The organism is Streptomyces sp. NPDC007088 (assembly GCF_042869355.1).
In the GTDB taxonomy this organism is placed as follows: Bacteria; Actinomycetota; Actinomycetes; order Streptomycetales; family Streptomycetaceae; genus Streptomyces.
In genome coordinates, this window is sequence record NZ_JBIAFO010000025.1 from 43,220 (window position 1) to 62,867 (window position 19,648).

A 19,648-nucleotide genomic window follows, 5' to 3' on the forward strand; every position below is an offset into this window, starting at 1 on the left:
GCTCGTCGCGCGCGCCGGCGCGGCGGCCTCGCGGCCCCCGTCCGAGGCCCTCGCGGAGTCAGTTGTTCCGGTTCCGTTTCCGGTGTGCGCCGGCCCGGAGGGCTCCGGAACCGGTATCGCCCCGGAGTTCTCATTCGCTGTCACGCAGCGTTCCCCTTCCCCCTGCATTCGCCCAGGTGCGGACTGTTTCCCCTCGCAGGCGAACCGTATATAGCCTAATCGTTCAGTCACACCAGGGGATACGCGCACGCTATCGTCGGACATCGCACCGCACGAAGGGCGCGAACGAGACCAGGGGGGTTTCCCAGATGACGACCGGCATACCGTATCGAGTCGGTTACGCACCAGGCGCGTACGATCTCTTCCATATCGGACATCTCAACATCCTCCGGCACGCCCGGAGTCAGTGCGACTACCTGATCGCCGGAGTGGTCTCGGACGAGATGTGCGAGCGCGCCAAGGGCCGCCGCCCGATGATTCCGCTTGTCGAGCGGCTGGAGATCGTACGCAGCGTCAAGTACGTCGACGCGGCCTTCGTCGAGACCGTCCCGGACAAGGTGGACACGTGGCGGCAGGTCCGCTTCGACGTGCTCTTCAAGGGCGACGACTGGCGCGGTACGCCCAAGGGCGACAAGCTGGAGCGGGACTTCGCCGAGGTCGGTGTCGACGTCGTCTACTTCCCCTACACCGTGCACACGTCCAGCACACAGCTGCGCCGCGCGCTGGACGTGCTCGCTCAGCCGGAGCCCCCGGCCGCCTTCAGCGCTGAACTGCGCTCAGTTCCCGGAACCACTTCGTGAGGAAGGCCAGCAGGAAGAGCACGGCCGCGGCGCCGAGGGCCGTGTAGGCCCAGCGGAAACCCGGCCCCGCTCCCAGGAGCAGGAAGACCAGGCAGAACACGCCGTGGTCCACGGGCAGCAGCGCGAGCGCGCGCGCCGTGGAGGGGGACTCGGCCGGTGCGCCGGGGGCGGGCCGGGGCTTCAGCTTCTCGGTGAGCAGCCCGCCGAAGAAGGTCACGACGGCGGCGAACTGGAAGGCGAGCGGCACCAGCAGCCAGGCCCGGTCCTCGGTACCGAAGTCGGCGGGGTGCCGGTAGAAGGCGATCAGGACCACGGCGTGCAGGGCCGTGATCTTGGCGCAGTCCACGACGTGGTCCAGCCACTCCCCCGCCGCGCTGCCGCCCCCGCGCAGGCGGGCCAGTTGCCCGTCCGCGGAGTCGAAGGCGAAGCCGATCGCGAGCCCGAGCCAGACCAGCAGCCCAAGACTCCAGTCCGGCGTGCCGACCGCGAGTCCGGCCACGGCGGCGAAACTGAACAGGGCACTGACGAGGGTGACCTGATTCGGGGTCAGACGCAGCCCGTGGGACACGGCGGCCAGACAGCGTCCGGCGGGCCGGTTCACGAAGCGTGAGTAGAGCGATACACCCTTGGACGACTTCTGCGCCGTTCTCAGTTCGTGCAGCGCGGTTCCGACAGTTCCCATGGCCCCCCCGGGTCATTTTCCGTTGATCTTTCGATCACATCATCGCAGGTGTGATGGCCGGACAACCCTACGGGCCTGGTCGGCGGCACCGCGGCCCCGGCCGGCGACGCTCCGGTCGCCTCGCCCCCGGTCCGTGCCGACCAGGCGCCCCACAGGGCCGCGAACCCGGCCGCACAGGGCCGCGCACCGGCCGCCCGCGGCGACGAGCGCCTCGTGCGGGCCTTCCTCCACGACGCGCTCCTCCTCCAGGACGAGGACCCGGTCGACGGCAACCGCCCGGGTCGGCCGTGGGCGACGCCGAGGGCCGCGACCTCTCCCGGGCGCAGGTCCCGGGGCACCGGCTTCCCGTGGGGCGCCGCCGCGTCCCGGGGGCGCGAGGGCTGAGAACGACGGCCGAGTACCGACGGCCGCTCACCCCGACCGTCGAGACCGAAGGATCGAACACACGCACGGTGCCCGTGGGGTCCTGGCCTCGGCATGACCGAACCCGCCCCTCCCTGACCGGCGACGCACGCGCATCTATCACGCGTGGAGTCGCCAGGGCGGGGAATCGACGGGAAACACCACCATCGTGGGGGAGCGATGCGCTGAGGTGGATCAGTCGGCTCGGGGCGTGATTAGAGTGACCGCCGAATGCGGAGCCGCGCCCCACCTCCCGCCGCTCCGTACGCCCTCCCGGTACACCACCTCCGTCCACCGCCCCCACCACTCCGACTCCGAGGGACCGCGGAATGTCAGTGTCTGCCCCCCAACGTCCGCGCCGCTCGGGCAGCCCCCGGCCCGTGTCCCCGTTGCCCGCTCTGGCCACCCTCCTCGCGGCGGCGGCCGGGGCGGGGACGGTGTGGCTGAGCGCGCCCGCCCCGGCCCGGCCGTGGGTGGGGTGGACGGGGGTGGTGGCCTGGCTGTGCCTGGCTGTGACGGCGGCCCGGACGCAGGCACTGGTCCGCGCGGACCGGCGCCGTACCGCGCGGGCCGAGGCGGAGAGCGCCGCGGCCAGGTCACGGCTGGCCGAGCACGGCGCGGAGGGCGCCCGGATCGCACACACGGTCCTCCCCCTCCTCGTCGAACGCCTGCGGGAGGGTAGCGGGGCGGACGAGGCGCTGGCCTCGGTGCCACTGCCCTCGGACCCCCAACTGGTGGCCGTGCTGCGGACGTTCACGGAGGAGTTGGCGCGCGCCCAGGAACGGGTGGCGGGCGCCCGGCTGACCGCCCAGGAGGCCGAACGGCGCTTCCACGCGCTGGACCAGGACGTCGAGCGCTACGCCGGGGAGACCGTGCCGCTCGTGGTGAGCCGCTTCCGCGACAACAAGAACCACGGGGACGCCCTGCACCGCGTGCACCTCCCGGAGGACCCCCGCCTCGCGAAGGCGCTGGACGAGTTCGCGTGGACGACCCACACCGGGGTGCGCCGGGCCAAGGTCGCCTACGGCATGGTCCGGCACGTGCTGACCAAGGTGCAGGCGCGCAACACCACGATCCTGCACCACCTGCGGGACATGCAGTTCCGCTACGGCCAGGAGGCCCTGAAGGACCTGTTCTTCCTCGACGAGACCGCCTCCCAGCTCGCCCTGTCCGCGGACCGCATCGCCTGGATGGTGGGCGGCCGGGGCAGCCGGCTGTGGACGAGGCCGATCGCGATGGAGAGCATCCTGCGCGGGGCGATCGGCAAGATCCAGTCCTACCGGCGGGTCAAGACGCACAACGACAGCAAGCTCGCGATCGTCGGCCGCTCGGCGGAGGCGATCATGCACCTGCTGGCCGAGGTGATCAACAACGCCGCCCAGTACTCCCCGCCGATGGACGAGGTACACGTCTACGTCGAGGAACGCACCGCCGGGATCATCGTGACCGTCGAGGACAGCGGGCTGAAGATCCCGCCTGCGGCCCTGCCCTACCTGGAGGACTGCATCGCGGGGCGGGTCCTGGACCTGGCCGAGTTCCGCAACCACCACTACGGACTCAACGTGGTCGGCATCCTCGCGCACCGCTTCCGGCTGACCGTCAACTTCCGTCCCTCCTCTCGCGGTGGCACCGGGGTGGTGATCCTCATCCCCTCCGAGCACATCGCCCAGCGTCAGCCTCCGCACCCGCTCGACGCGCAGAAGAGCGGACTGCCCGCCGTCACCTCCCCGGGCGCACCGCCCGTGGACCGCGCGCGGCGACGGGCCGAACGCGCCGACACCCTGGCGCGCGAGGCCGCGGGCAGGGCGACGACCGCCGGGACGCCTGACGGCGCGGGCGGCGACGTCGCAGAGCAGGAGCGGGGGCCGGGGGACACCGCGACGCCGCCCTCCCCGCCCGCCGCTCCGAGCCCCTCGCCCGGAGTCCGGCACGCGGCCGCCCCGCCCGCGAGCGGCGCGGCCCCGGCGGTGGGCGGCCGGCGGCCGGGGACGGGGACGGCGGCGGAATCCGCGCCGCCGACGGCACCGGCTGCCGCACCGGCCCCGGGCCCGGCCGGCCGGCAGGACGAGGCGCCCCCGCTCCCGGCCCGCTCCCCCGCGTCCAGGACCTACGGCGAAAGCTCCGGTGAAGCCGTCCCCCGGTCGTCCTCCGGCCAGGAAGGACACCCGCCCACCCATCCGGTGATCCCCGCGCCCGCCGGTCCCGGCCCCCGGGTCTCCACCGAGCACGGGCTGCCGGTGCGGCCTCCGGGCCGCACCATGGCGGCGGTCGACCAGGGCTTCGCCGCGACGCCGGAAGGGGAGGCGGGGCCGCCGCCCGTGCGCGACGTGGGGCGGCTGTTCGGCTCCTTCCACCGCGCGGTGCGCGCCGGGCGGAACGCGTCCGCGGCGCCGCAGGAAGGACACGCCACCGCTCCCCGCCACGGCGGCCCCCGGCCGTCCCAGACCGACGGCCGGAGCGCCGACGGCGCCGACCCCGCCCTTCCCCCCTCCGACTGAGCCGGGGGCCGGGGGCCCGCACCGGGCCCCTGGCCCCGTACGTCCTCCCCCCAGCCCGGCGAACGCGATTGGAGACAAGGGCACCCCGCCGGAGCGCCGCTCCGGCCCCGCCCGCGCACACCATGCCGACGACTGACAACAGCCTGACCTGGCTCCTGGAGAACCTGCTGGAGCGCACCCCCGGTACCCGGCACGCCCTCGTGCTGTCCCGGGACGGGCTCAAGCTCTGCTGGAGCCGCCACCTCACGCTCGACCAGGCCGACCAGCTCGCGGCCATCTGCTCGGGTATCCAGGCGCTCGCGCAGGGGGCCTCGATGGAGTTCGGCGACCACTCCGGCGGGGTGCGGCACTCGATGACGGAGTACCACGGCGGCCAGTTGCTCATCGTGGACGCGGGCGAGGGCGCGCATCTCGCGGTGGTCGCCGCCGAGGAGGCCGACCCGGGCTACGTGGGCCAGGAGATGACCCTGCTGGTCTCGGCGATCGGGACGTACCTACGGGCCGAGCCGCGCACCCCGGCCCGGAACGCCGGCTCCTCGTGACCCCGCGCGGACCGGCCGAGGTGGGCTCCCCGGACCGGATGTACCTCGTCACGAGCGGCAGGACCGAGGGCGACGCGCGCACCTTCGACCTCGTGACGCTGATCGTGCGGGAGTCGGCCCAGTGCGCGGGGCTGTCCTCGGAACACCGGCGCATCCTCGATCTGAGCCGGCATCCGATCGCGGTCGTGGAGCTCTCCGCCGAGCTGGGGCTTCCGGTGTCCGTCACCCGCATCCTGCTCGACGACCTGCTGGCCACCGGCCGGATCAGCGCCCGCAGGCCGCGGCTGCGCCAGGACGCCGCCCAACCCGACACCGCCATCCTGAGGGAGGTGCTGCATGGACTCCGCAATCTCTGAACCACCCGCGCGCACACCGCTGTCCGATACGGCCGACAACGGCCTGAAGGTCGTCGTGGTAGGCGGTTTCGGGGTGGGCAAGACCACTCTCGTGCGCTCGGTGAGCGAGATCCGTCCGCTCAACACCGAGGAGGTCATGACCCAGGCCGGGGTCGGCGTGGACGATCCGAGCGGGGTGGACCACAAGTCCACGACGACCGTCGCCTTCGACTTCGGGCGCATCACGCTGAGCGAGCGCACCGTGCTCTACCTGTTCGGGGCCCCGGGCCAGGAGCGCTTCTGGTTCCTGTGGGACCGGCTGTTCTCGGGCGCGCTGGGCGCGGTGGTGCTGGTCGACACGCGCCGGGTCGCGGACTCCTGGTACGCCGTGGACCGCCTGGAGTTCCACCGCACCCCCTTCGTCGTCGCCGTCAACCGCTTCGAGACGGACGGGCACTACTACTCCCTCGCCGAGATCCGGCAGGCGCTGTCGCTGCCCGAGCACGTCCCGATGCTCGACTGCGACGCCCGGGTGCGTTCCTCCGGCAAGAGCGTCCTGCTGAGCCTCGTCGATCACCTGTACACACGGGCTCTGGCCCGGGAGGCGGCCACCTCATGACCGATCCGGTGAACCATTCCCCCGCGTCCTTCGGCCCGGAGGGCGGCGCGGTCCCGCGGCCCGGCCGGCACCGGGGCGGAGCCCCCCGGGAAGGCGCGGCCCCGTACGACTCCCCGGGCCCCTACGCGGCCACGACGCCGTACTCCGGTGGGGACGACTGGGACGCGGAGGCGGCGTACGCCTCGGCGCCCCCTCCCGCGCAAGACGCCGCGCCGCCGCCGGGGTGCCCCGCGCACGAGGGCGAGCGGCCGTTCCGGATCGGCGGCCTGGAGTTCCAGCGGCCCCCCGCCGACCTGTACCGCGCGCTGCGCCGTCAGTACGGTCCGGTCGCGCCGGTCCTGCTCGACGACGACGTTCCGGCCTGGCTGGCGCTCGGCTATCCGGAGGTCACCTATGTCACCGCGCACGACGAGATCTTCGCGCGGGACTCCCGGCGCTGGAACCAGTGGGACGCGATCCCGGGGAACTGGCCGCTGCTGCCCTACGTCGGCTTCCAGCCGTCCCTGCTGTTCGCCGAGGGGGCCGAGCACCGGCGGCGGGCCGGGGTGGTCTCCCGGGCGCTGGAGGCGATGGACCTGTACGACGTGTCCCTCGTGTGCGAGGCGGTCGGTGACCGGCTCATCGCGCGCTTCGCGGGCGCGGGCCGGGCCGAACTCATGCGCGCGTACGTGCACTCGGTGCCCGTGCGGGTCATCGTCGAGCTGTGCGGGATGCCGGCCGGCGAGGAGGAGACCGAGGAGCTGGTGCGGGATCTGCGGATCTCGCTGGACGCCGAGGAGGGCGAGGACCCGGTGGCCGCCTACGGCAGGGTCGGCGAGCGGATTCACGCGCTGGTCGAGGACCGCAGGCAGCGGCCGGACCGGGACATCACCTCGTACATGACCTGCGATCCGGCGGGGCTGAGCGACGAGGAGATCGTGCAGGACCTCATCTCGGTGATCGCCGCCGGTCAGCAGCCGACCGCGAACTGGATCTGCAACGCGCTGCGGCTGCTGCTGCTCGACGACCGGTTCGCGGACCGGCTCGCGGGCGGCCGGGTGGGGGTGCCCGAGGCGCTCAACGAGACGCTGTGGCTGGACACGCCGACGCAGAACTTCATCGGCCGCTGGGCGGCCCGGGACGTGGAGCTGGGCGGGCGGCTGATCCGCGCGGGCGACTGCGTGGTCATGGGCCTGTCGGCCGCCAACACGGACCCGGAGGTGTGGCCGGAGGGGTACGTCGGCGAGGAGAACGCCGCCAATCTGTCGTTCAGCAACGGTGAGCACCGCTGTCCGCATCCGGCCCCGCAGATCGCCCGGGTCATCGCGCAGACCGCCATCGACACGCTGCTCGGCAGGCTGCCGGACGTGGCGATGGCGGTCGAGGGCGAGGCCCTGCGCTGGCGCCCCTCGATCTGGATGCGGGGCCTGGAGGAGCTGCCGGTGACCTTCTCCCCGACGGTGATGTGAGGAGCCGGGACCGTGGTGGCCGGTGCGCCGGGGGGCTCAGGCCGGTACCGGGGCGGCCGGGGTGAACCGTACCGGGAGCGACTGCGGTCCCCGGGTGAACACCCCTTGTTCGTGCGGGTCGAAGCCCTCGGCGAGCCGTACGTCGGGCATCGCGTCGAGCAACTGGTTCACCCCGGTCTCCACCTCGGCCTTCGCGAGCAGCGCGCCGACGCAGAAGTGCCGGCCGAGGGCGAAGGCGAGGTGGTCGGCGGCGGCGGAGAAGGCGGTCGTCGTGGTGAGGTCCTCACGGAAGAGGTCGAAGCGGTCCGGGTCGGTGTAGCGCGCCGGGTCGCGGTTGGCGGCGCCGATCAGGCAGGTCACGGTCGAACCCGCCGGTACGAGGCCCCCGGTGAGCCGTACCTCCACGGCGGTCTGCCGCATGATCATGTGGACCGGCGGGGTGTACCGCAGCGTCTCGGCGAAGGCGCGCGGTATCAGCGAACGGTCGGCGCGGACCGCCGCCAACTGCTCCGGCCGCGCGAGCAGGTTGGCGAAGATACTGGCGATCGCCTTGTCGGTGGTCTCGCCGCCGGCCGCGAGCAGCAGACTGCAGAACGCCTTGATGTCCTCGTCGCTCATCCGCACCCCGTCCACCTCGGCCGCGCACAGGGTGGAGAGCAGGTCGCCACCGGGGTTGGCCCTGCGTTCCCGGATGATCGGGAGCATGTAGGCGGCGAACTCCTCCCGGGTGCGTTCCCCCGCGGCCTGCACCTCCCGATCGCCGGAGAGGTTGCCGAGGAAGGCGATGACGGCGGTGTACCAGCGGTGGAAGCGCGCGTGGTCACCCTTGTCGAGCCCCAGCATGTCGGCGATGACGTTGACCGGGAAGCGGGTCGCGTAGGCGTCGACGAGGTCGGCCTCCCCCGACTGGCGGAAGGCGTCGATGAGTTCGCGGGAGTTGCGCTCGATCACGGGCAGGAAGGTGTCCCGCAGTTCGGAGCCCCGGAAGGCGGGAGCCACTAAGGCCCGGCGGACGGAGTGCTCGCGGCCGCTGAGCTGGAGGATGGTCCGGCCGTGCACGGGTTCGAGCTGCCAGTCGTAGTTGTCGGTGGTGAACTGACCGTCGCGGTCCTTGAAGACGCGTTCCACGTCGTCGTAGCGCGAGACGAGGTAACTGCCGGTCGGCTCGTGCCACAGCAGCGGCGCGCTCTCGCGCAGGACGGCGTACGTCGGGTAGGGGTCGGCGGCGAACTCGGGCGAGAGGATGTCGGTTACCTGCGGGGCGGTGGACATGGCGCTCCTCTGTCTGCGGCGGACCACGGTCAACGGGATCTGTGGGCCAGGTTATTGACGCTTCGGCCCGCTTTGAAGCCCACGTAGGGGTGGATCATGGGGCGGGAACGTGGTGGCGGTGTCGGCGGGCGGGCCGGAGAGGGCGGCCGGGCGGGAGGGAAGGCGGCCGGTCCGCCCGCGGTTTGAACTCCGCGCCCTCACTCGTTCGGTGCGGTTTTGTCGCCGGAACGTCCTGTCGTGGGGGTGTACGCGAGGGGGCGCCGGTAGTTTTCAGCGGGTCGATTACCGGGCGAACCGGGCGCGCCGTCACAGCGGACGCGTCGCGTGTGCCCGGTCCGCAGAACCCGGAGGACGCTTCGCGTGACGTCGAGATCCCTGCCCCTGCTGCTGGCCGCCCTGGTCGCGACGGCGCTGGCCGCCGCTCCCGCCCCCGCGGCCGGGAAGACGGTCAAGTCCGCTGGGCCGAGCACCCGTCCCGCTCCGTGCACGGGCGAGTACCGGGGTGACGCGCGGCTGGGCCCGCGCCACCTGCCCGGCCCCCGGCAGCAGCCGGTCGGTCCGCTGCTGCGGGGCTGGCAGCGGACCGGGGGGCTGTCCTCGGCCGCGTTCCTCAAGAAGTACTGGGAGGGCGACGCGGGGAGCGGCGGCTGGAAGTACCCGCCGGACGACGGTTTCACGCACACCAACGGCAAGCCGGACCGTACGGCGACCCGGTTGCGGCGCGGGGAGCGGCTCGACCGCTTCGGCTCGGTCTACGGCGGGTTCCTGGCCCCGGCCGGGGACGCGTACGCGAAGCGCGCCCTGCCGCCGCAGAACCTCAACACCCGTGAGCCGGTGTCGCCCTGCGACTACCACGTGTACGAGGTGCGGAAGCGGTTCACGGTGTGGCAGGGGCCGATCGCCCCGTGGTTCGCGCAGCCCGGCGGCGGCCGGCAGATCAAGCTGGACGCGGAGTTCCTCGACCCGGGTGAGGGGGAGCGGCTGAACGTCAAGTGGCTGCTGGACCACGGCTATCTGTCCACCGTCGCGTAGTCTGCGGGACGTGGACAGAACGGCGCTGGTGGGCGCGTTGCGGGCCGCCGGTCTCCCGGACACCGTGTACTGGGTCGAGGGCGTGCACGAACCGGCGCCGACGCCGCCCGACTTCCTGTACCTGCGTGCCGTCCGGCCGGCGGGCGGGGCGGGCGGGGCCTGGGAGACAGGGGCCTTCGAGCGGGGTGACTGGCAGCCGGTGGCCCGGCACGACACGGAGGCGGCGGGGTGCGCGCATCTGCGTCACCTGCTGCTCGGGGACTGATCCGTCCGCGCCTCCCGCTCGGGGGCGGGAGGCGCGGGCGGTTCAGTCGCGTGCGGCCGTGGCCCGGCTCTGGACGGTGCGCGCCAGGCGTGGTCCGAGCCAGCGCTTGAGGCGCCGCAGGGGCTCCAGCTGTCCCGCGGCGCGGTCCATCCGGTAGTAGAGCTGCGGCGGTACGTAGGGCAGCAGCGGGGAGTGCCGCTGACCAAGCAGGGCGAACATGCGCTCGGGGGCGAGGTTGATGTAGCGCGGCAGGTTCTCGTACCACTGCGCGCTGTACCGGGCCGCGCTCTGCACCGGCAGCAGGGCCTCGCGGCGTTCGCGGCCGTAGCGTTCGAGGGCCGGGGCGAGGGGTCCGCCCGTGCGCAGCGCCTCGGCGAGGGCCATCGCGTCCTGGAGGGCGAGGGTGGTGCCGGCGCCGATCGAGTAGTGGGTGGTGTGGGCCGCGTCCCCGAGCAGGACGAGGTTGTCCCGGTGCCAGGTGCGGTTGGTGAGGGTGCGGAAGCTGAGCCAGTGCGGGGTGGCGTGGGCGTGGGCGCGGCCGATGAGGGGGTGGCCGTCGAGCAGCCCGGCGAACAGTTTCTCCAGGGTGGCGAGCCCGGTGGCCTCGTCGGCCATGTCGAGGCCCAGGCCCCGCCAGGTGGTGGGGGCGCACTCGACGACGCAGGTGCTGCCCTCGGTGCCGAAGCCGTAGGCGTAGCACCAGATCCAGCCGTGCGGGGTCTCGACGAAGGCGAAGCTGAAGCTGTCGAAGACCTTGGGGGTGCCGAGCCACAGGTACTTGTTGCGTCCGTGGGTGACCTCGGGGCGGAAGTGGCCGGCGTGCCGCTCGCGCAGGGCGCTGCCCACACCGTCGGCGGCGACCACGAGGTCGGCCGGGGGCAGGTCGGTGGGGTCGATCTCGCTGTCGAAGCGTACGTCGACGCCGAGTTCGCGGGCGCGGGCGGTGAGCAGGGCCAGGAGGCGGTGGCGCCCGATGCCGAAGCCCTCGTCCCCGTGGTGCACGGTGACCCGGTCGCCGACCCGGGCCGTTCCGTCGCTCCACGGCACCGACGCCTCGCGTACGGCTCGCGCCGATTCGGGGTCGTGCCGCTCCAGTTCGCCGAGCAGCTCCCCCCAGTAGGTGACGCCCCAGCCGTAGGTCGAGCCGGCCGGGTTCCGCTCGTGGACGGTGATCTCGTGGCTGGGGTCCCGCCGTTTCATCAGGAGGGAGAAGTAGAGGCCGGCGGGCCCGCCACCGACTACGAGGATCTTCACGCGCGCTCCTGTCCTTGACTGCCCTTGGCTGTCCTCTGGCTGCCCGTGGCTGTCCCTGACGGCCCTTGATCAGCGAACTGCCCGAAACGGGACGCAAGGTAGCAAGTGACCTGGCGGGCCGCGGCCATGTCGGTGCGGTGTGCCGCCGAGGTCCACCCGGGCGGCGGCCGTCGGACGGGGCGCGGGCCGGAGGTGCCCTGGGGCAAGGGGCACAGGGGCCGGAAACGGCGAAGGCGGACGCCCCGGACCCCCGGACGCCTGACTGTCGCCTGACTCTCGCCTGACTGTGATCTTCGCCCGTCTTCGCCGTACGCGTAGCGAGGAGCCCCCGCGCCGTGCCATCGTCACGCCGTGACCGGGGGCGGACCGCCGCCCCGGTGTCCCGCCCGCCCGGGGTGGGACGGCACGAGGGGACGGGAGCGCGCGCATGCCGAAACTCGGACGGGACGGCGAGATCTTCGTACTGCACCTCGACGCGGACGACGAGAACCGGTTCCACCCGGACTGGCTCGGGGCCGTGGAGTCGGCGTGGGACGAGGTGGAAGCGGCGCCGGGACCACGGGCGCTGGTCACGGTGGGCAGCGGCAAGTTCTGGTCCAACGGCCTGGATCTGGACTGGCTCATGGCTCACGGCGACCAGTACGGGGCCTACCTCGACCGCGTGCACGCCCTGCTGGCCCGCACCCTGGCCTCGCCGGTGGTGACGGTGGCGGCGCTCAACGGGCACACCTTCGCGGCGGGCGCGATGTGGGCGCTCGCTCACGACCTGCGGGTGATGCGCGCGGACCGGGGCTACTTCTGTCTCCCCGAGGTCGACCTGGGCCTGCCCTTCCAGCCGGGCATGTCGGAGCTGATCCGCTCCCGCCTCACTCCGGCCGTCGCCCACGAGGCGATGACCACCGGCCGCCGCTACGGCGGCGAGCAGGCGCTCACGGCGGGCGTGGTCGACGCGGTGGCCGGCGCAGACGAGGTCCTCGCGGCCGCCGTGGCACTGGCCCGTCCTCTGGCCGCGAAGGCGAACCAGGCCAGGGGCCAGATCAAGGAGACGCTCTACACCCAGGCCCTCACGGCGCTGCGTACGCCGGTCACCGTTGCGTAGAGGTAGCCGGCGTCCACGTCGCCGGAGGCGTACCCGGCGGCCGGGTCGGAACACGTGGGCGCCCGGTGGCCGCGCCGGGCACCGGCCCCGTCGGCGCGCTCGGGCGGGCGGGCCGCCCGCCCGAGCGCGGCGCTCGCCCGGTCCGGGCACGCCCCCGAAGCGGCGCGCACCTCAGTCCCGTACCGCGTGGAACTCCCGTCGCAGCTCCACGAAACCGGTGCGTGCGCGGCTGGGGTGCACGCGGTTGGTCAGCAGGACCGCGTACCTGCCTTCCCGGGGGTCGCACCAGACGCTGGTCCCGGTGAAGCCGGTGTGGCCGAAGGAGTCCGGGCCGAAGGACGGGCCCACGGGTGAGTCGAGCGGGTCCTGTCCCTGCCAGGCCAGGGCCCGGCGGAGGTTGAGGCCGTCCGTGTGCGGGGCCGTCATGAGGGCGAAGGTGTGCGGCCGCAGTACCCCGGGCAGTCCGGCGGCGAGGCCCACGCCCAGCCGTTCGACGTCGGCGAGGGGGGCGAAGAGGCCGGCGTGCCCGGCGACGCCACCGAGCACCACGGCGTTCTCGTCGTGGACCTCGCCGCGCACGAGGTGCCCGCGCCAGGGGCAGTCCTCGGTGGCCACGCAGCGCTCGCGTTCCCGCGGCGCGGGCCGGAAACCGGTGTCGCGCATGCCCAGCGGGGAGAGCACGAGCGCGTCCAGGAGGGTGTCGAGCGGCTGTCCGCCCGCCTGCTCGGCGATCAGGCCGAGGAGCATGAAGCCCTGGGAGGAGTAGACGACCCGCTCTCCGGGCGGCGCCGACAGCGGCAGCGTGCCGAGCGCGTCGAGCAGGGAGGCCCGCGTGGGGTGAGCGCGGTACATCGGCACCTGTCCCGGCAGCCCCGAGGTGTGCGTGAGGAGCATGCGGACCGTGAGCGGTGCCTTGTCGGTGTCGCGGTAGCGGCTCAGGTGGGCGCCCACCGTGTCGTCGAGGGTCAGCGCGCCCCGGTCGGCGAGCGCGAGCACGGCGAGCCCGACGACCGGTTTCGTCACCGAGGCGAGGTCCCACAGGTCCGCGCCGTCCAGCGGCTCCCCGTCCCAGGAGCGCGTCCCCGTCCAGCCCCGGTCCGCGGGCCCGCTCGCGGTGCCCACCGACCACGCGGCGCCGGAGAACAGGCCGCGCTCCCGTCCACGCTCCAGAATCCGGGACCGCTCCCCCGCGTGTGTCAGGTGTTCCCCGGCGCGGGGGGTGTCGGCGCTCATCGTGCCTCCTCTGGCTGGAAGGTACGCCCGGACACCAGTCCCAGGCGGGGGCCGTGCTCGCCGAGCGCCGCCGACACCGAGCCGGCCGCCGCGCGCACCATCGGCCCGTACAGTTCGACGCTCGCGTCGTCGAGGGTGAAGGCGAGACCCGTGAGTACGAGGGCGCCCACGACGCGTCCCGTGCCCTCACGCACCACCGAGGCGACGGCCCGCTGGTCCTCCCGGACGTATCCGTCGTCCACGGCGTATCCGCGCCGCGCGGCCAGGTCCACGGCGGCGCGCAGGCGCTCGGAGGAGGTGGGTGGCACGGACACGGCGCCGTTCTCACCGGTGAACCGCTCCCAGGTCTCGGCCTGTTCGGCCTCGGCGCGGGCGATCTCCGCCTCCGTCTCGGCGGCGGGCGAGGCGGCCAGGACGGCGAGGCCGGCCGCCGAGCCGAGCAGCGGGGACCGGGCGCCGGGCCGGGGCCCCACGGCGTACTCGCGGGCCGGCTCGGAGACGTCCAGACAGACCGTGGCCGTCCCGTCCCGCACGGCGTAGTGGGCGCACAGCCCGGTGCGGGTGCGCAGGTCCGCCAGGACCGGGCGGGCCGCGCGCAGTTCGGGCCCCCCGTCGAGGGCGGCGGCGGCGAGCCCGAGGAGCCGGGGGCCGGGGCGGTAGCTCCCCCCTTCGGCCGGCTCGGCGAAACCCGCGTCCGCGAGACCCCGCAGCAGGCGGTGCACGGTCGGTTTGGCCAGTCCGGTACGGCGGGCGAGGTCGGCGAGACGGTGCGGCGCTCCCCCGGCGACGAGCGCCGAAAGCACCTCCATCGCCTTGTCCACTGGCCCCGGGACGGACTGACCGGCAGTCGGCCGCCCGGCCGGCTGCGCACTGGAACGGGTGTTGACCGGTTTCCCCATGTCGCCTAGCTTACCTCCACTGCATTCCATCTGCCGGAACGGGTGTGTTGTTCAATGGAACGAATACGTGGAGGGTGGAGCGGAGCCGGCGGCCGGCCCTCGCGCCGCACGATCCTGCGGTACGGCAGCGCCCTGCTGCCCGCGGTGGCCGCCCCGGGACTGCTCACCGGCTGCGGCACGGACCCCGCGACCGGCGTGGGGAACGTGCTGCGCGTCTCGCAGACGGGCGATCCGAAGACCATGGACCCGCAGAAACAGGGCGATATGGTCTCGATGAACGCCCTGGTCAACATGTTCGACACGCTCACCACGCGGGGGCGTGACGGGAAGCTGCGGCCCCGGCTCGCGCTGTCCTGGAAGGCGCTCTCGCCCCGTGTGTGGCGTTTTCGGCTGCGGCCGGGGGTCACCTTCCACAACGGCGAGCCCTGTGACGCCGAGGCCGTGCGCTTCAGCATCCGCAGGCTTCTGGACCCGAAGACCAAGTCACCCATCGTGGAGCTGCGTTACGTCGAGGACGTACGCGTCGTGGACCGGCACACGGTGGACTTCCACACCTCCGTGCACGATCCGATCCTGCCGGACAAGGTGTCGCTGTTCGGCGGTGTCGTGGTGCCGCCGCGCCACCTCGCCGAGGTCGGCGACGCGGGCTTCGCGGCGCACCCCGTCGGCACCGGCCCGTTCACCTTCGCCCGCTGGCAGCGCGACCACGAACTGCGCATGCGGGCCTGGGAGGGCCACTGGGACGGCCGGCCGTCGCCGGACGAACTCGTCTTCAGCCCCGCGCCGAACGCCTCCTCCGCGCTCGCCGCCCTGCAGAGCGGCGGCGTGGACCTCGTCGCGGGTCTCACTCCCGACGCGGCGCAACAGCTCGACGGCTACACCGGGGTGACGCTGGACCACTACCCGGGCATCCGCACCTCCTACCTGTCCCTGGACACCCTCTCCGCCGGTCCGCTGCGGGACCGGCGGGTGCGTCAGGCCCTCAACCACGCCGTCGACGTGCCCCTCCTGGTGAAGGCGGTGCTCGGCGGGAAGGCCAGTGAGGTGCCGGCGATGATCCCGCGCGGCGCCTTCGGTTTCGACCACGAGCTGGCCCCGTTCACCCGTTCGGTGCCCACCGCCCGCAGGCTGCTGGCCGAGGCCGGGCACCCCGACGGGTTCCGCACCACCCTCACCGCCTCGAACGCGGACGCCAACGTGGCCGAGGCGCTGTCCGGGCTGCTGGCCCGCGCCGGGGTCCGCGCCACGGTGAACCTGCTCGACCCCGGCACCTACGCGCAGCGGCTGACCTCCGACAACCACGGCGCGCTCGGCCCGATGTACCTGGCCGCCTCCACCGTGTGGACCCTCGACGGCGAGAGCATGCTCCAGTCCAATGTGCGCAGCGACCGCAGGCAGAGCCGCTGGCACCACAGGACGGCGGACCGCCTGGTCGACCTGGAGGAGCTGTCCGTCGACCCCGGCACCCGTCGGCGCGCCTTCTCCGACCTCCAGCGGCTCATCAAGCGGGAGGCGCCCTTCGTCCCGCTCTACCAGCTGGACAACATCTACGCCCGCAACGACCGGCCGCACTGGAAACCGGGTTCTGCCGGGGTCCTCGACATGGCGAGCGCGGAGGTGGGCCGATGAGCGCCACCACCCCCACCGAGGACGAGGCCGTGGCCGAGGAGTCCGCCGCCGCCCCCGCCGCGGCCGCTCCCCGCGACACCGCACTGGCGATCCTGCGCACGGTCGCCACCCGGGTCGGCACCGCGCTGCTCGTCCTGCTGTGCACCGCGACCGTCGCGTTCTTCCTGGTCCGGCTCTCCGGCGACCCGGTCAAGGTCCTGCTGCCGCCCGACGCGACGGCCCATCAGGAGGACGTCCTGCGGCACAGCCTGGGCCTTGACCGGTCGCTGCTGCGGCAGTACCTCGACTACCTGTGGGGCATCCCCCGTCTCGACTTCGGCGACTCCCTCTTCTACAACCAGCCGGTCCGCTCGGTCCTCGCCGACCGCGTCCCCGCCACCCTCCAGCTCGCCGCCGGGGCCCTGGTCGTCACCCTGGTCCTCGCGGTGCCTGCGGGCATCATCGCGGCGATGCGCCGGGGCCGGGCCACCGACCGCACCGTGATGACCGGCATCCTGCTCGGTCAGTCGACCCCGCCGTTCTGGGTCGGCATCCTCCTCATCCTGGTCTTCGCCGTCGGGCTGCACGCGCTGCCCGCCTCCGGGTACGGCGCCTTCCGCAATCTGGTGCTGCCCGCCGTCACCCTGGCCGTGTACTCCGTCGCCGTCGTCGCGCGGCTGCTGCGGTCCTCCCTCGTCGACGTGCTGAGCGCCGACCACATCCGCACCGCCCGCGCCAAGGGCTTCGGCCCCGTCAAGATCGTCCTCGCGCACGGCCTGCGCAACGCCTCGCTGCCGGTCGTCACCGTCGTCGGCCTGGAGGTCGGGAGCCTGCTGGGCGGCGCCATCCTCACCGAGCAGGTCTTCTCCTGGCCGGGCGTCGGCCAGCTCACCATCGAGGCCATCTCCAACCGCGACTTCCCGCTCGTCCAGGCCACCGTGCTGCTGTTCGCCGCGACCTTCGTCGTGGTCAACCTGCTCGTCGACCTCTCCTACAGCCTTCTCGACCCGAGGGTGAGGACCTCCCGATGACCACCACCTCCCCGGCGCCCGCCACGGACGAGCGGACCGTGCCCGCCCCCGCGCCGCGCGCCGCCGCGCTGCGCGTGCTGCTGCGCAACCGGCTCGCCGTGGCCGCCCTGGCCTTCCTCGCGCTCCTCGTCCTGTGCGCCCTGTTCGCGCCGCTCATCGCCCCCGCCGACCCCAACGCGCAGGACCTGCTCGACCGGCTGCGACCGCCGGTGTGGCAGGACGGCGGCAGCGCGGCCCACCTCCTGGGCACCGACCAGCTCGGCCGCGACCTGCTCTCCCGCGTCGTCTACGGCACCCGGGTGTCCCTCCTGGTGGGTGCCGGGGCCGCGCTCCTCGCCGGCCTCATCGGCACCGCCGTCGGGCTCAGCTCCGGCTACTTCGGCGGCTGGACCGACCGGGTCCTGATGCGGCTGGCCGACGTCCAGCTAGCCTTCCCCGCGATCCTGCTCGCCCTCGCCGTCGTCGGCTTCGTCGGCTCGGGCCTGTGGTACGTCGTCCTCGTGCTCGGCATCACCGGCTGGGTGTCGTACGCCCGCGTCGTACGGTCCGAGGTGCTGTCGCTGCGCTCCCGTGACTTCGTGACGGAGGCCCACGCGATCGGGGTCGGGCACGGCGCGATCATGCGCCGCCACCTGCTGCCCAACGTGATGGCCCCGCTCGCCACGATCGGGACCCTCCACGTCGCCGCCGCCGTCGTCGCCGAGGCCTCCCTCAGCTACCTGGGCCTCGGCGTGCCGAAGGAGACGGTGACCTGGGGCTCGATGCTCGCGGACGGTCAGCTCTACCTCGGCACCTCGTGGTGGGTCGCCGTCTTCCCCGGGATCGCCCTCATGCTCACCTCCCTCGCCGTCAACATCACCGGCGACGCCCTGCGCGACGTCGCGGACCCGAAGGCGTACCGCCGATGACGACCGAATCGAACACCCCCGCCGACCCGATCCTCGAAATCCGTGACCTGCGCGTCGACTTCCGCCTCGCCGCCACGACCGTGCACGCCGTCCGCGGGCTGAGCCTGTCGCTGCGCGCGGGTGAGACCCTCGCCGTGGTCGGCGAGTCCGGCAGCGGCAAGTCCGCCACCGCCCTGTCCGCGTTGCGGCTGAACCCGGAACCGCCGTGTGTGTACGCGGGCGGGCAGGTCCTGCTGGACGGCCAGGACGTCCTCACCCGAAGCGAGCGGGCCCTGCGCCGCGTCCGGGGCGCCGACATCTCCATGATCTTCCAGGACCCGATGACGAGCCTCGACCCGCTGCAACGGGTCGGCCGGCAGGTCGCCGAGGTGCTGCGCCACCATGGCACGCACACCCGGGCGCAGGCCAGGGACGCCGCGCTCGCGGCCCTGGAGGAGGTCGGCGTCCCCGACCCCGAGCGGCGCTACCGCCAGTACCCGCACGAGCTGTCCGGCGGTCTGCGCCAGCGCGTCATGATCGCCGCCGCGCTCGTCGCGCGGCCCCGCGTGCTGATCGCCGACGAGCCCACCACGGCCCTCGACGTCACCGTGCAACGGCAGATCCTCGACCTGCTCGTCACGCTCCAGGCACGGCACGGCATGGCCGTCCTCCTCATCACGCACGACCTCGGAGTCGTCGCCGAGACCGCGGACCGCGTGGTCGTCATGCACCACGGCCGGGCGGTCGAGAGCGGCGAGGTGCACGAGGTGTTCGCCCGCCCCACCGATCCGTACACCCGGCAACTGCTCGACGCCACGCCCCGATTGGAGCCGCTCTCATGACCACGCAGGCCCCGCCCCTGCTCGTGCTCGAAGGGCTGCGCAAGGAGTTCGGCGGACGGCCGGGCAGCGTCGCCGTCGACGACGTGAGTCTCAGCGTCCGCGAGGGCGAGACCCTCGCGCTCGTCGGCGAGTCCGGCTGCGGGAAGACCACGCTCACCCGGCTGCTGCTGCGCCTGCTGGAGCCCACCGCGGGCACCGTGCGCTTCGACGGCGCCGACCTGCACGCCCTCGGCCCGGCCCAACTGCGGCGGGTGAGGCGGCAGATGCAGGTGGTCCTCCAGGACCCGTACTCCAGCATGAACCCGCGGATGCGGATCGTGGACATCGTCGCCGAGCCGCTCGTGACCCACGAGCCGCAGGCCAGGGGCCGCGGTGGCCGGGCCCGCACCCGTGAGCGGGTCGGGGAACTCCTCGAAGCCGTGGGCCTGGACGCGAGCATCATGGACCGCTATCCGCACGAGTTCTCCGGCGGCCAGCGCCAGCGTGTCTCCATCGCCCGCGCCCTCGCGCTCCGTCCCCGCCTCGTCGTCCTCGACGAGCCCACCAGCGCCCTCGACGTGTCGGTCCAGGCCCGCGTCCTCGACCTGCTGGCCGATCTCCAGCGCCGCCTGGGACTGACCTATGTGTTCGTCTCGCACAACCTCGCCGTGGTCCAGCAGGTGGCCGACCGGGTCGCCGTGATGCACCGGGGCCGCGTCGTGGAGATCGGGGAGGCCGCCCAGGTCCTGACCGCGCCCGTCCACCCGTACACGCGCCGGCTCCTCGACGCGGTACCGGTACCCGATCCGGCGCGGGCCCGGCGGCCGCGGGACCCGGGCGGCCGCGCGGACCGGGGCGGCACCCCGCGTAAGGAACCGTCCCGGCGGCGGGCCCGCGGCGGCGCCTGATGAGGACCAGCCC

General features: G+C 73.5%; 19 protein-coding genes. 14 read left to right on the plus strand and 5 right to left on the minus strand.

Translation table 11 applies throughout. The features are described from left to right. The first annotated feature begins 308 nt into the window (after positions 1 to 308). Positions 309 to 800, plus strand: coding sequence for an adenylyltransferase/cytidyltransferase family protein (locus ACFYMP_RS28290; protein WP_388862863.1), 492 nt, complete (start codon positions 309 to 311; stop codon positions 798 to 800). Here the strand turns inward: ACFYMP_RS28290 and ACFYMP_RS28295 are convergent. After that, positions 760 to 1,482 (minus strand): CDP-alcohol phosphatidyltransferase family protein, encoded by a 723-nt coding sequence (locus ACFYMP_RS28295; protein ID WP_388862865.1) that lies wholly within the window; start codon positions 1,480 to 1,482, stop codon positions 760 to 762. The two genes, ACFYMP_RS28290 and ACFYMP_RS28295, sit on opposite strands and share 41 nt — an antisense overlap. Before the next feature lie 731 nt (positions 1,483 to 2,213). Between ACFYMP_RS28295 and ACFYMP_RS28300 the strand changes: the two genes are divergently transcribed. From ACFYMP_RS28300 to ACFYMP_RS28320, 5 genes are all read left to right on the plus strand, one after another. Further along, positions 2,214 to 4,382 carry an ATP-binding protein gene (locus tag ACFYMP_RS28300; RefSeq protein ID WP_388862867.1) on the plus strand — a complete coding sequence of 723 codons (2,169 nt, stop codon included), beginning with the start codon at positions 2,214 to 2,216 and terminating at the stop codon, positions 4,380 to 4,382. A gap of 122 nt (positions 4,383 to 4,504) precedes the next feature. After that, a complete protein-coding gene (locus tag ACFYMP_RS28305) occupies positions 4,505 to 4,924 on the plus strand; it encodes a roadblock/LC7 domain-containing protein (protein ID WP_388862869.1) in 420 nt (139 codons plus the stop codon). Between the two features lie 38 nt (positions 4,925 to 4,962). Beyond that, positions 4,963 to 5,280 carry a DUF742 domain-containing protein gene (locus ACFYMP_RS28310; RefSeq protein WP_388862937.1) on the plus strand — a complete coding sequence of 106 codons (318 nt, stop codon included), beginning with the start codon at positions 4,963 to 4,965 and terminating at the stop codon, positions 5,278 to 5,280. Next, on the plus strand, positions 5,261 to 5,878 hold the full coding sequence (locus ACFYMP_RS28315; protein ID WP_388862871.1) for an ATP/GTP-binding protein: 618 nt from the start codon (positions 5,261 to 5,263) through the stop codon (positions 5,876 to 5,878). Before ACFYMP_RS28310 ends, ACFYMP_RS28315 begins: the two co-directional genes overlap by 20 nt. Next, positions 5,875 to 7,326: a cytochrome P450 gene (locus tag ACFYMP_RS28320; protein ID WP_388862873.1), complete on the plus strand. Its 1,452-nt coding sequence runs from the start codon at positions 5,875 to 5,877 to the stop codon at positions 7,324 to 7,326. Before ACFYMP_RS28315 ends, ACFYMP_RS28320 begins: the two co-directional genes overlap by 4 nt. A 36-nt stretch (positions 7,327 to 7,362) precedes the next feature. Here the strand turns inward: ACFYMP_RS28320 and ACFYMP_RS28325 are convergent, their stop codons facing one another. After that, positions 7,363 to 8,598, minus strand: coding sequence for a cytochrome P450 (locus ACFYMP_RS28325; protein WP_388862875.1), 1,236 nt, complete (start codon positions 8,596 to 8,598; stop codon positions 7,363 to 7,365). Between the two features lie 360 nt (positions 8,599 to 8,958). Between ACFYMP_RS28325 and ACFYMP_RS28330 the strand changes: the two genes are divergently transcribed. Beyond that, entirely contained in the window at positions 8,959 to 9,630 is a 672-nt protein-coding gene (locus ACFYMP_RS28330) for a TNT domain-containing protein (protein ID WP_388862877.1), read from the plus strand. A 10-nt stretch (positions 9,631 to 9,640) separates the two neighbouring features. After that, on the plus strand, positions 9,641 to 9,895 hold the full coding sequence (locus ACFYMP_RS28335; protein ID WP_388862879.1) for a hypothetical protein: 255 nt from the start codon (positions 9,641 to 9,643) through the stop codon (positions 9,893 to 9,895). 42 nt (positions 9,896 to 9,937) lie between these two features. On the opposite strand, the gene ACFYMP_RS28340 is transcribed toward ACFYMP_RS28335, so the two are convergent. Then, the gene (locus ACFYMP_RS28340) at positions 9,938 to 11,149 is read right to left on the minus strand and encodes an FAD-dependent monooxygenase (RefSeq protein ID WP_388862881.1); all 1,212 of its coding nucleotides are present in this window, start codon (positions 11,147 to 11,149) and stop codon (positions 9,938 to 9,940) included. A gap of 427 nt (positions 11,150 to 11,576) precedes the next feature. Here ACFYMP_RS28340 and ACFYMP_RS28345 point away from each other — a divergent pair, with 427 nt between their 5' ends. Beyond that, the gene (locus ACFYMP_RS28345) at positions 11,577 to 12,248 is read left to right on the plus strand and encodes an enoyl-CoA hydratase-related protein (protein ID WP_388862883.1); all 672 of its coding nucleotides are present in this window, start codon (positions 11,577 to 11,579) and stop codon (positions 12,246 to 12,248) included. A 171-nt stretch (positions 12,249 to 12,419) separates the two neighbouring features. Here ACFYMP_RS28345 and ACFYMP_RS28350 read toward each other — a convergent pair whose 3' ends face one another. Together ACFYMP_RS28350 and ACFYMP_RS28355 are read right to left on the minus strand one after the other, a co-directional pair. Beyond that, a complete protein-coding gene (locus tag ACFYMP_RS28350; RefSeq protein WP_388862885.1) occupies positions 12,420 to 13,481 on the minus strand; it encodes a serine hydrolase domain-containing protein in 1,062 nt (353 codons plus the stop codon). Then, positions 13,478 to 14,380, minus strand: a complete 903-nt coding sequence (locus ACFYMP_RS28355; protein ID WP_388862887.1) for an IclR family transcriptional regulator — start codon at positions 14,378 to 14,380, stop codon at positions 13,478 to 13,480. The genes ACFYMP_RS28350 and ACFYMP_RS28355 overlap by 4 nt, the downstream gene beginning before the upstream one ends. 54 nt (positions 14,381 to 14,434) lie before the next feature. Here ACFYMP_RS28355 and ACFYMP_RS28360 point away from each other — a divergent pair, with 54 nt between their 5' ends. Genes ACFYMP_RS28360 through ACFYMP_RS28380 form a run of 5 tightly spaced genes read left to right on the plus strand, consistent with a single transcriptional unit; the run spans position 14,435 to position 19,635 of the window. Further along, positions 14,435 to 16,009: an ABC transporter substrate-binding protein gene (locus ACFYMP_RS28360; protein ID WP_388862889.1), complete on the plus strand. Its 1,575-nt coding sequence runs from the start codon at positions 14,435 to 14,437 to the stop codon at positions 16,007 to 16,009. After that, positions 16,006 to 17,019, plus strand: a complete 1,014-nt coding sequence (locus ACFYMP_RS28365) for an ABC transporter permease (RefSeq protein WP_388862891.1) — start codon at positions 16,006 to 16,008, stop codon at positions 17,017 to 17,019. The genes ACFYMP_RS28360 and ACFYMP_RS28365 overlap by 4 nt, the downstream gene beginning before the upstream one ends. Further along, positions 17,016 to 17,927 carry an ABC transporter permease gene (locus tag ACFYMP_RS28370; RefSeq protein WP_388862893.1) on the plus strand — a complete coding sequence of 304 codons (912 nt, stop codon included), beginning with the start codon at positions 17,016 to 17,018 and terminating at the stop codon, positions 17,925 to 17,927. The genes ACFYMP_RS28365 and ACFYMP_RS28370 overlap by 4 nt, the downstream gene beginning before the upstream one ends. Next, positions 17,924 to 18,748, plus strand: coding sequence for an ATP-binding cassette domain-containing protein (locus tag ACFYMP_RS28375; RefSeq protein ID WP_388862895.1), 825 nt, complete (start codon positions 17,924 to 17,926; stop codon positions 18,746 to 18,748). The genes ACFYMP_RS28370 and ACFYMP_RS28375 overlap by 4 nt, the downstream gene beginning before the upstream one ends. Next, positions 18,745 to 19,635 carry an ATP-binding cassette domain-containing protein gene (locus tag ACFYMP_RS28380; protein ID WP_388862897.1) on the plus strand — a complete coding sequence of 297 codons (891 nt, stop codon included), beginning with the start codon at positions 18,745 to 18,747 and terminating at the stop codon, positions 19,633 to 19,635. The genes ACFYMP_RS28375 and ACFYMP_RS28380 overlap by 4 nt, the downstream gene beginning before the upstream one ends. Positions 19,636 to 19,648 lie beyond the last annotated feature (13 nt).

What these genes read in the sequence shown, in the direction of transcription:
- ACFYMP_RS28360 (WP_388862889.1), top strand. Translation starts at nt 14,435, where the DNA reads ATGGAACGAATACGTGGAGGGTGGAGCGGAGCCGGCGGCCGGCCCTCG.
- ACFYMP_RS28325 (WP_388862875.1), bottom strand. Translation starts at nt 8,598, where the DNA reads ATGTCCACCGCCCCGCAGGTAACCGACATCCTCTCGCCCGAGTTCGCC.
- ACFYMP_RS28345 (WP_388862883.1), top strand. Translation starts at nt 11,577, where the DNA reads ATGCCGAAACTCGGACGGGACGGCGAGATCTTCGTACTGCACCTCGAC.
- ACFYMP_RS28310 (WP_388862937.1), top strand. Translation starts at nt 4,963, where the DNA reads ATGTACCTCGTCACGAGCGGCAGGACCGAGGGCGACGCGCGCACCTTC.
- ACFYMP_RS28315 (WP_388862871.1), top strand. Translation starts at nt 5,261, where the DNA reads ATGGACTCCGCAATCTCTGAACCACCCGCGCGCACACCGCTGTCCGAT.
- ACFYMP_RS28350 (WP_388862885.1), bottom strand. Translation starts at nt 13,481, where the DNA reads ATGAGCGCCGACACCCCCCGCGCCGGGGAACACCTGACACACGCGGGG.
- ACFYMP_RS28365 (WP_388862891.1), top strand. Translation starts at nt 16,006, where the DNA reads ATGAGCGCCACCACCCCCACCGAGGACGAGGCCGTGGCCGAGGAGTCC.
- ACFYMP_RS28355 (WP_388862887.1), bottom strand. Translation starts at nt 14,380, where the DNA reads ATGGGGAAACCGGTCAACACCCGTTCCAGTGCGCAGCCGGCCGGGCGG.
- ACFYMP_RS28380 (WP_388862897.1), top strand. Translation starts at nt 18,745, where the DNA reads ATGACCACGCAGGCCCCGCCCCTGCTCGTGCTCGAAGGGCTGCGCAAG.
- ACFYMP_RS28290 (WP_388862863.1), top strand. Translation starts at nt 309, where the DNA reads ATGACGACCGGCATACCGTATCGAGTCGGTTACGCACCAGGCGCGTAC.
- ACFYMP_RS28320 (WP_388862873.1), top strand. Translation starts at nt 5,875, where the DNA reads ATGACCGATCCGGTGAACCATTCCCCCGCGTCCTTCGGCCCGGAGGGC.
- ACFYMP_RS28295 (WP_388862865.1), bottom strand. Translation starts at nt 1,482, where the DNA reads ATGGGAACTGTCGGAACCGCGCTGCACGAACTGAGAACGGCGCAGAAG.
- ACFYMP_RS28300 (WP_388862867.1), top strand. Translation starts at nt 2,214, where the DNA reads ATGTCAGTGTCTGCCCCCCAACGTCCGCGCCGCTCGGGCAGCCCCCGG.
- ACFYMP_RS28370 (WP_388862893.1), top strand. Translation starts at nt 17,016, where the DNA reads ATGACCACCACCTCCCCGGCGCCCGCCACGGACGAGCGGACCGTGCCC.
- ACFYMP_RS28375 (WP_388862895.1), top strand. Translation starts at nt 17,924, where the DNA reads ATGACGACCGAATCGAACACCCCCGCCGACCCGATCCTCGAAATCCGT.
- ACFYMP_RS28305 (WP_388862869.1), top strand. Translation starts at nt 4,505, where the DNA reads ATGCCGACGACTGACAACAGCCTGACCTGGCTCCTGGAGAACCTGCTG.